General features: G+C 66.8%; 6 protein-coding genes. 5 read left to right on the plus strand and 1 reads right to left on the minus strand.

Annotation, left to right across the window (positions count from 1 at the left end; genetic code table 11):
- The 3 genes from VK519_RS09560 to VK519_RS09570 form a co-directional block, all read left to right on the plus strand.
- On the plus strand, nt 1-985 hold a 985-nt coding region (locus VK519_RS09560), incomplete at its 5' end, for a GMC family oxidoreductase (protein ID WP_324349322.1).
- Between the two features lie 4 nt (nt 986-989).
- Complete coding sequence (locus VK519_RS09565; protein WP_324349324.1) at nt 990-1,766, plus strand: 4'-phosphopantetheinyl transferase family protein; 777 nt, start codon at nt 990-992, stop codon at nt 1,764-1,766.
- 62 nt (nt 1,767-1,828) lie between these two features.
- Nucleotides 1,829-3,229, plus strand: a complete 1,401-nt coding sequence (locus VK519_RS09570; RefSeq protein ID WP_324349325.1) for a TIGR03013 family XrtA/PEP-CTERM system glycosyltransferase — start codon at nt 1,829-1,831, stop codon at nt 3,227-3,229.
- Nucleotides 3,230-3,236: 7 nt separating this feature from the next.
- On the opposite strand, the gene VK519_RS09575 is transcribed toward VK519_RS09570, so the two are convergent.
- Entirely contained in the window at nt 3,237-3,902 is a 666-nt protein-coding gene (locus tag VK519_RS09575) for a DnaJ domain-containing protein (RefSeq protein WP_324349326.1), read from the minus strand.
- 49 nt (nt 3,903-3,951) lie between these two features.
- On the opposite strand from VK519_RS09575, the gene VK519_RS09580 reads away from it, so the two are divergent.
- Both VK519_RS09580 and VK519_RS09585 read left to right on the plus strand, forming a co-directional pair.
- On the plus strand, nt 3,952-4,755 hold the full coding sequence (locus VK519_RS09580) for a hypothetical protein (RefSeq protein WP_324349327.1): 804 nt from the start codon (nt 3,952-3,954) through the stop codon (nt 4,753-4,755).
- 172 nt (nt 4,756-4,927) lie between these two features.
- Nucleotides 4,928-8,577, plus strand: a 3,650-nt coding sequence (locus VK519_RS09585) for an amino acid adenylation domain-containing protein (RefSeq protein ID WP_324349328.1), incomplete at its 3' end; no start/stop codon positions are given.

The following is an 8,577-nucleotide window of genomic DNA, read 5'->3' on the forward strand; positions in this document are numbered from 1 at the left end:
CCTGCTGCTGCTCTCCGATTCGGTCTCTCCCGAGGGACTGGGCAATGCGCACGGTCTGGTAGGCCGCTATTTCATGGACCATCCCAGCGGCAGGCTGGGTGTGGTGGCCACCGACGATCCGGACACCCTCACCCGCCCCTATGAGCGCCAGCTGGGCAAGGCCCCGGCCCCGGTGTCCCCCGAGATAGCGTTGTCGGCGCAGGCCCAGCGCGAGTACCAGATGCTCGCCGGCCGCGTGCATCCCTTCCCGATCGAGGGAAAGGTACCTTTCGGCGTGCGCGCCTTGCGCGAATTCCGCGCTGCGATGAAGCCCCCGGTGCGCAATGAGGCCGAACTGCTTGAGATGCGCATGTGCGAAACCATGCGCAATGGTCCGATGCTGGCAACCGCGTTCCCCGGAGACACGCCGAATCTGGGCATGTTGGCGCTGCGCATGGGGCTGGGTGCCGGTGACATCGCGCGTGCGTTCGCCAAGAAGCTCGCCGACCGCCCCACCGTGCGCAGCCAGTATGTGGAATTGATCGGTTATTTCGAGCAGGCGCCCAACCGCGACAGCCGCATCATGCTCGGTGAGGGCACCGACGCCCTGGGCCTGCGCAAGGTGAGCGTGGACTGGCAACTGTCGGCCATCGACCGCCATACCATTCGCACGGCGGGCCGCCTGTTCGGCGAGCAACTGGCGCGCACCTGCAACGGCCGCTTCGAGCCGGAGCCATGGGTGGTCGCCGACGACGACGCACCGTTGCCGGTGCACGGCACAGCGCACCACCTGGGCACCACGCGCATGGCCGAACGCGCCGAAGAAGGCGTGGTGGACCGCGATTGCCGCGTCCACGGGCTGGCCAACCTGCACGTGGCAGGCAGTTCGGTATTCCCCACGGGGGGATGGGCTTTTCCCACCTTCACCATCGTCGCGCTGAGCCTGCGCCTGGCCGCCCACCTGCAGGTATTGCTCACCGATTGCCACGCGGCAGGCATTGCCTAGCCCGATGTTCGCCGCCGACACCCTGCGCGAGGCCGGCTTCGCCCAACCCCGCGTCGGCGAAGCCCTGGTGTTGCTGGCGTCCGCAACGGACTTCACCGGGGAATTCGATGCCGCCCGCATGATGCTGGACGACACCGAACGCTCGCGCGCCGGGCGCTTCCGCTTCGCCCGCGATGCCGATACCTACCTTGTGGCCCATGCACTGTGGCGCAGCGCATTGTGCCTGGCTCTGGGCACGCACCACGTCCCGCTCATATTTTCCGAGGCCGGGCAACCGCTGCTGCCCGGCACGGGCTTTGCCACCAGCCTTAGCCATACCGGCCGCTTCATCGCCATCGCCATCGCCAGGGCCGCCACGGTCGGCCTGGACATCGAGCGCGACCCTCCACGGATGAAACTGCACGCGCTGGCGCCGTCGATCTGCACCCCGCGCGAGCATGCGGTGGTGATGGCCCTGGCCACCGATGCGCGCGAAAGCGCCCTGCTTGCGCTGTGGACGCGCAAGGAAGCCTTGTTGAAGGCCTACGGTACGGGCTTGCGCATGGACCCGGCCACGATCGATGCCGACGGCGGAATCGAACTTGCCCATGCCGGCCATGCCACGCTGCGCATCCATGCGCTCGATACCGGCCCGGGCCTGAAAGGGGCTCTTGCCGCTCCCCCGCAAGTAGATACGGTAACCACCTTGCCGTTGGCCAGGGTACTGGCTACGCCAGTCACCCCGGATGGCCTATCCCGCTCTTACCTCCAGCCAATAGCGCCCGGCAGTTCGCACGCGTAGCTTTCTCCACACTGCCGGCGGGTTCGAAAAGCCCTTCCCGCGGCATCCCCTGGGGGCTACTGATGCTTCGTTTCCTGCGACAGCAATTCGTCCGTTGGCTCCTGCTCCTGGGTGTCAGTGAATTCCTTCTTCTGGTGGCCGCGTTGAACCTGGCCACCTACCTGCGTTTCTTCTTGAGTCCTGACGACCTTGCCACCTACGCCACGGCGCTGCCGCAGCGATCGCTCCTGTTCGCCGGCGTGGTGTTCGTCACCATGGCGGCGCTGGGGCAATACCGCGCGCACCTTCGCAGCAGCTGGATCGGGCTGGTTGCACGCCAGGCGCTGGGTTTCGGCATGGGCGGCCTGGCGCTGGTGGTGGTGTTCTACCTGTTGCCGCAGGCCTACCTCGGCCGCGGCGTGCTTGGCATGGCGTTGCTGATCGGCTTCGTACTGCTGGCGGCTTTCCGTACGTTGTTCATGCGCCTGGTGGAAGTAGACGCCTTCAAGCGCCGCGTGCTGATCCTTGGGGCGGGACAGCGCGCCGGGCAAATCCACACCCGCATGCGCCGCCGCGCCGATCGCCGTGGGTTCTTCGTGGTCGGCTACATCCGTGGCTGCCATGAAGAAAGCGTGGTGCCCGACGACTACATCATGCATCGCACCGGTTCGCTACGCGACGTGTGCCGGCGCCATCAGGTCGATGAGATCGTGGTGGGCGTGGACGATCGCCGCGGCAACCTGCCGATGGATGACCTGCTCGACTGCCGCCAGGCCGGCGTGACGGTGACCGACCTCACCACCTTCGTCGAGCGGGAGTCCGGTCGCGTGCAGCTGAACCTGCTCGACCCGTCGTGGCTGGTGTTTTCCGGCGGCTTCAATGCCACGCCGCTGAACCTGATGCTCAAGCGCGGCTTCGATGTGGCCATGGCCACCACCATGATCGTGCTGCTGTGGCCGCTGATGCTGCTCACCGCGCTTGCCATTCGACTGGAGTCGGGCAAGGGACAGCCCATCCTCTACCGCCAGGAACGCGTCGGCGAGCATGGCCGCACGTTCTGGCTATACAAGTTCCGCAGCATGCGCACCGACGCCGAGATGGACGGCGTGGCACGCTGGGCCACCAAGAACGATGACCGCGTCACCCGCGTCGGACGCGTGTGCCGCAAGCTTCGCTTCGACGAACTGCCGCAGTTGTGGAACGTGCTCAAGGGTGAAATGAGCATCGTCGGACCACGCCCGGAACGCCCGCAGTTCGTCGCCGACCTTGCCACCAAGATCCGCTATTACGGCTTGCGGCATTCCCTGAAGCCGGGCCTTGCCGGCTGGGCGCAGCTTTCGTATCCGTACGGCGCCTCGGAAGAAGATGCCGCCGAGAAACTCAAGTACGACCTTTTCTATGTCAAGAACCACAACCTGTTCCTTGACCTGGTGATCCTGGTCGAGACGTTCGAGATCGTGCTGTTCGGCCGCGGCGCGCGCTGACGATGGCTCAGTCGCGCTCGCCGTGCGGCCGGGTGCTGGCGGCTTTGAGTGAACGGAAGGGCGAGCTGTACCAGTCCACCAGCGTGTCGCGTTCGAAGCGCACCCACGATGGTCCATATTCCCAACGGTCACCGTGCACGGCGGTGGGTTCGCCCTCGATCGCGCGCACATCTTCCCGCGTCATGCCCACGCTCAACTGCGGCGCCTGCACCGCCGGTTCGCTGTCGGCCGCGGCGGGTTCCGGCGTCACCTTGCTGCTGTCGGCCCCGGGTGCCGATCCGATCGGTCCCACGCCCCAGGCGATCAACGCGATCACCACCAAAGCCACTATCACCAGCAACATCGGCCGCGGCGTATGCGTGACGCGCTCGCGACGCGGAGGCAGCGGGCTGGGTGCGACAGGTTCGGCCGATGGCGCATCGGCCGCTGCCGAACGCGCGCCGACCGGGGCGCCCGGTAGCCGGCCATGCCTGCGATGGAAGTCCATGGCCGCGTTGTACTGCACTACCAGGCGGCCGAAGCGCTCGTGGTCTTCCGGCGCGGCGGCGTCGTTGCGATCCGGATGCAGGATGGAAACGTGGCGGCGGTATGCCTGTTTGAAGTCGGCGAGCTTGCAGCCTGGCGACAGGCCAAGCTGGCGATACAACGCGAGGAAATCGGTCTCGACGGCCAAGCCAGTTCCCCAGCAGTTCGATGGCGGGCACCACGACGTCGATGCGTCCATGCCCATGTCCCGCCTGCGGGCGCTAGCGTCGCGCATGCTCAACGCCAGCGCAAGGTGTTTGCTGGCTTTTCTCGCCCTGGGGTGTTTCACCATGATCGCCGCGCCATTGCATGCCGCACCGGTACTGGGTGCGCACACCCTGCTCGCCCACGGCGAAGGCTTAGGGTTCAGCCCTACCGTCACCGACCCCATCGATACCCAGCCGGGCAGCACCTTGCTGGTGATGAACGGCGGCTATGCCAGCAACGCGGACACGCCCGGCGACAATTACGGAAATCGTTTCAAGTCGCTGCAACGCGCGGTGGCCTTCGGCAATGGCTATGACCGCTTCAACGTTTCCAGCTATCTCGTCATCGGCGCCAAGGGCGGCCAGGGGCACCGGCTGACGTTTGCCAAGCGCGGCGAGCCGAAGGGTGAGATTTCGGTGCCCTTCCTGGAGATCCGCGGCGGCGTGGTGAAGGACATCGCCCAGACGTATGCCGAACCCGCCTTGCAGGTAACCAGCGGCAAGGTGACCACCACCGGGCCTGCCCTGCTGTTGGCATTCTGGTGGGGCGACGGCGGGGTCAAGCGCATGACCGCGGAACCTGGCGATGGCTTCGTCATCGTCGACAGTTTCCTGAAGCTTCCCGACGAAAGCGGCGTGCAATGCGCCGTGGCCTCGCGCAGCGTGGACGCTGCCGGCACCTACAGGGTGACCTGGACCGGTGCACCCGTGCAGGGCGCCATTCTCTGGCTGATTGCGTTCCAGGCGCCGCCGGGCACACCCGATGTACCGCCATCGGTAGCCCGCGCGCACTAGCCCATACGGCCTAGAGGGTGTTTCGCGCTGCCTTGGCAACGCCACCGGTGTCGCAACCTATTCCTTACGGCCATGCCGTTTGACGACTGAACTGCATATAGAAGCCCGCGTGCGTGCCCTCGACACTAGCTGCATGCCGCATGCGCGAGAGGGGAAGACCCAGGTGCCAAACATGACCACCGCGCCAGCGACGGAATCGACGTCGCCCCTGTTCGATATGCTGCCCCCCGCCGGCCTCGGCGCGGCGCCGTCGCATTTTGAGCTCACCCTCGACCTTGCCCTGGCCGCCGCCATCGACAGCGCTTCGCAGCGGCCCGGATTCTCGCCCGCGACGCAGTTGCGTCGCGCCCTGGCGGCAGTGGATGCCGTGCTTACCGGTACCGATGCCATGCACTCGGGCGAAGCCGGCGATGATGCGCAGGGTGCCTGGTCGGTAGCCGATGGCGCGGAGCCTGCCGGTGATCGGGCAAGCGTGTGGACGCTCCGGGGCGATTGCCTGCGCGTGGATTACCGCGCGCCTTTCGGTGCCGAAGCCGCCCGGATCATGGCGCGGGCCACCGTGCACGCCTTGCGTGCGCTCAGTGCCGGTAACGTTGCCCCGGCGGCGGTGGACATCGTCGATCCGTCCGAGCGCAGCTTGATGTTGGGCCAGTGGAACCAGACCACCGTCGCCCGCCAGGTCACCGACACTGTCCAAGGCCTGTTCTCGCAGGTAGCGCGCGAACACGCAGCGTCAATCGCCATCGAGGAAGGCGACCGCGCCATCACCTACGCCGAGCTCGACGAGCAGGCCAACCGCGTGGCGGGTGCGCTCATCGCCCGCGGCGTGGGCGTGGGCCAATGCGTGGCACTGCTGCTGGACCGCTCGGCCGATGCCATCGTGGCCTTGCTGGGCGTGCTCAAGGCCGGTGCCGCCTACCTGCCGCTCGATCCCCTGCAACCCGCCGGCCGCCTTGCCTTCGTCGCCAACGATGCCAAGGTGGCGCTGATCGTTCGTGCCGAGGGCAGCGATCCGCTGGCGGGTGCCGAAGCGCCCGTCGTCTCGCTGGCCGGACTGTTTGAGGGCTCGCCGCTGCCGACACCCGTGGTGTTGGGCAATGCGCTGGCCTATGTGATGTACACCTCCGGCTCCACCGGCACGCCCAAGGGCGTGGAAATTCCCCATCGCGGGATCATCCGCCTGGTGCGCGGCGTGGACTACGTCGACTTCGGCACGGCACCGCGCATGTTGCACGCCGCCCCGCTTGGCTTCGATGCCTCAACCCTGGAGATCTGGGGTGCACTGCTGAACGGTGGCACGGTGATCGTGCACCAGGAAAAGATTCCCACGGGCTTAGGCCTCGCAGCGACCATCCGCGGCCACGACGCCAGGATCGCCTGGCTGACGGCGGCGCTCTTCAATGCCGTCGTCGATGAAGACCCTGCCCACCTGCGCGGCCTCGGGCAACTCTTGACCGGCGGTGAAGCCCTGTCACCCGGTCACATCCGCAAGGCCTACGCCGCGCTCGACGACGTGGTGCTGATCAACGGCTACGGCCCCACCGAGTGCACCACCTTCGCCACGACCTGGCGCATACCGCGCGACCTTGCCGACACCGTTACGTCCATTCCCATCGGCCGGCCGATCGCCGACACCACGTTATACGTGCTTGGTGCGCGTGGCCAGTTGTTGCCGGTAGGCGTGATCGGCGAGCTGTACATCGGCGGCGCGGGCGTGGCCCGCGGTTACCTGGCCAGGCCCGAACTCAACCTCGAGCGCTTCGTTCCCGATACGTTCGGCTCGGGCAGCGGGCGGCTCTACCGCACCGGCGACCTGGTGCGCTGGCTCGCCGATGGCAGCATTGAATTCATCGGCCGTGCCGATGGCCAGGTAAAGATCCGCGGCTACCGCATCGAGGTTGGCGAGATCGAAGCTGCCTTGTTGCGCCTGGACGGCGTGCGTGCCTGCGCCGTGGTGCCGATGGACGATCGGGGCCAGAAACGCCTGGTGGCCTACTATGTGGCGTCGAAGCCGTCGGTGGAGGCGCGCAGCCTGCGCGCGGCACTGGCCGAAACCCTCCCCGACTTCATGCTGCCTTCGGTATGGATGCATCTGGATGCCTTGCCGATCACGGCCAACGGCAAGCTCGACCGCCGCGCCCTGCCCGTGCCCGATGCCAGCCGGCCTGAACTCGCCGATCGCTACATGCCCGCCAATGGCCAGACTGAAACCAGGCTTTGCGCGCTCTTCGCGGAGATCCTGGGCATCGATAGCGTCGGTCGCAACGACCACTTCTTCGACCTCGGTGGCAATTCCCTGCTGGCGGTAAAGGCGCTGGCGCGGATCCACGCTGAGATTTCCACCCGGCCGAGCATCGTCGACTTCTTCGGCGAACCAACGCCCGCGGCCCTCGGCGCGCTGATCGATGGCACGACGGTGCAAACAGCCTCTCCAGCAAGCGATGCCGGCGCGAAGCTTGCCGAGCCGATCGCCATCATCGCCATGGCCGGCCGCTTCCCCGGTGCGCACAACGTGGAGGCTTTCTGGGAGAACCTCTGCGAAGGCCGCGAATCGATCACGTTCTTCAGCCCCGGCGAGCTGGACCCGGCCGTTGCCGGAGCCGAAGGCAATGAACCCGGCTACGTCGCCGCGCGCGGCATCATCGATGGCGTGGAAGATTTCGACGCCGGTTTCTTCGGCATGTCGCCACGCGAGGCCGAACTCACCGATCCGCAGCAGCGCGTTTTCCTTGAGTTGTGCTGGGAATGCCTGGAGCGTGCCGGCCATGTGCCCGACAACGCCGGCGGGACCGTCGGCGTATTCGCCGGCATGCACAACGCCACGTATTTCCAGAAACACCTGGCCCATCGCCCGGACCTCATCGACAAGCTCGGCGCATTCCAGGTGATGCTGGCCAACGAGAAGGATTACATCGCCACACGCGTGGCGCACAAGTTGAACCTCAATGGCCCGGCGATAAGCCTCAACACCGCCTGCTCCACCTCGCTGGTGGCCATCTGCCAGGCCTTTGATGCGCTGCGCCTGGGCCATTGCGACATGGCGCTGGCCGGTGGCTCGTCGATCAGCTGCCCGCCACGCAGTGGCTACGTGGCGCAGGAGGGCTCCATGCTCTCGCCCGACGGCCACACGCGCAGCTTCGACATCGGCGCCCAGGGCACCGTGTTCAGCGATGGGTCGGCCGTGGTGCTGTTGAAGCGCCTGGCCGACGCCCTGCGCGATGGCGATCCGATCGTCGCGGTGATGCGCGGTGGCGCGGTAAACAACGACGGCGGCATCAAGGCCAGCTTCACCGCACCGAGCGCCGCCGGCCAGGCCGCGGTGATCACGCGGGCGCTGGATGTGGCTGGTGTCGATGCCCGCTCGATTTCCTATGTCGAGACGCACGGCACGGCCACGCCGCTTGGCGACCCGATCGAAATCGAAGGCTTGTCGCGCGCTTACCGCCGGTACACCAACGATGCTGCGTTCTGCGCCATCGGATCGCTCAAATCCAATGTCGGCCACCTGGTCATGGCCGCCGGTGCGGCCGGGGTGATCAAGACAGCACTGTCGCTGGCCTCGCGCCAGCTTCCGCCGTCACTACATTTCACCGCGAACAACCCACGGCTGGGCCTGGAAGGTTCGCCCTTCGTCGTCAACGCCGCCTTGCGTGAATGGACGTCCGATGGCGTGCGCCGCGCGGGGGTCAGCTCGTTCGGCGTAGGCGGTACCAATGCCCATGCCATCCTGGAAGAAGCGCCCGCACGCGAAGCTTCCACACCGGCGGAGGGCCCGCAGTTGCTGGTGCTTTCAGCGCGCAGCGAGGCTTCGCTGCAAGCCGC

Origin of the sequence: Pinirhizobacter sp., from assembly GCF_035317885.1 — a bacterium.
In the GTDB taxonomy this organism is placed as follows: domain Bacteria; phylum Pseudomonadota; class Gammaproteobacteria; order Xanthomonadales; family Rhodanobacteraceae; genus Pinirhizobacter.

Coding starts and splice junctions, on each gene's coding strand:
- VK519_RS09565 (WP_324349324.1), top strand. CDS start 990: ATGTTCGCCGCCGACACCCTGCGCGAGGCCGGCTTCGCCCAACCCCGC.
- VK519_RS09570 (WP_324349325.1), top strand. CDS start 1,829: ATGCTTCGTTTCCTGCGACAGCAATTCGTCCGTTGGCTCCTGCTCCTG.
- VK519_RS09580 (WP_324349327.1), top strand. CDS start 3,952: ATGCCCATGTCCCGCCTGCGGGCGCTAGCGTCGCGCATGCTCAACGCC.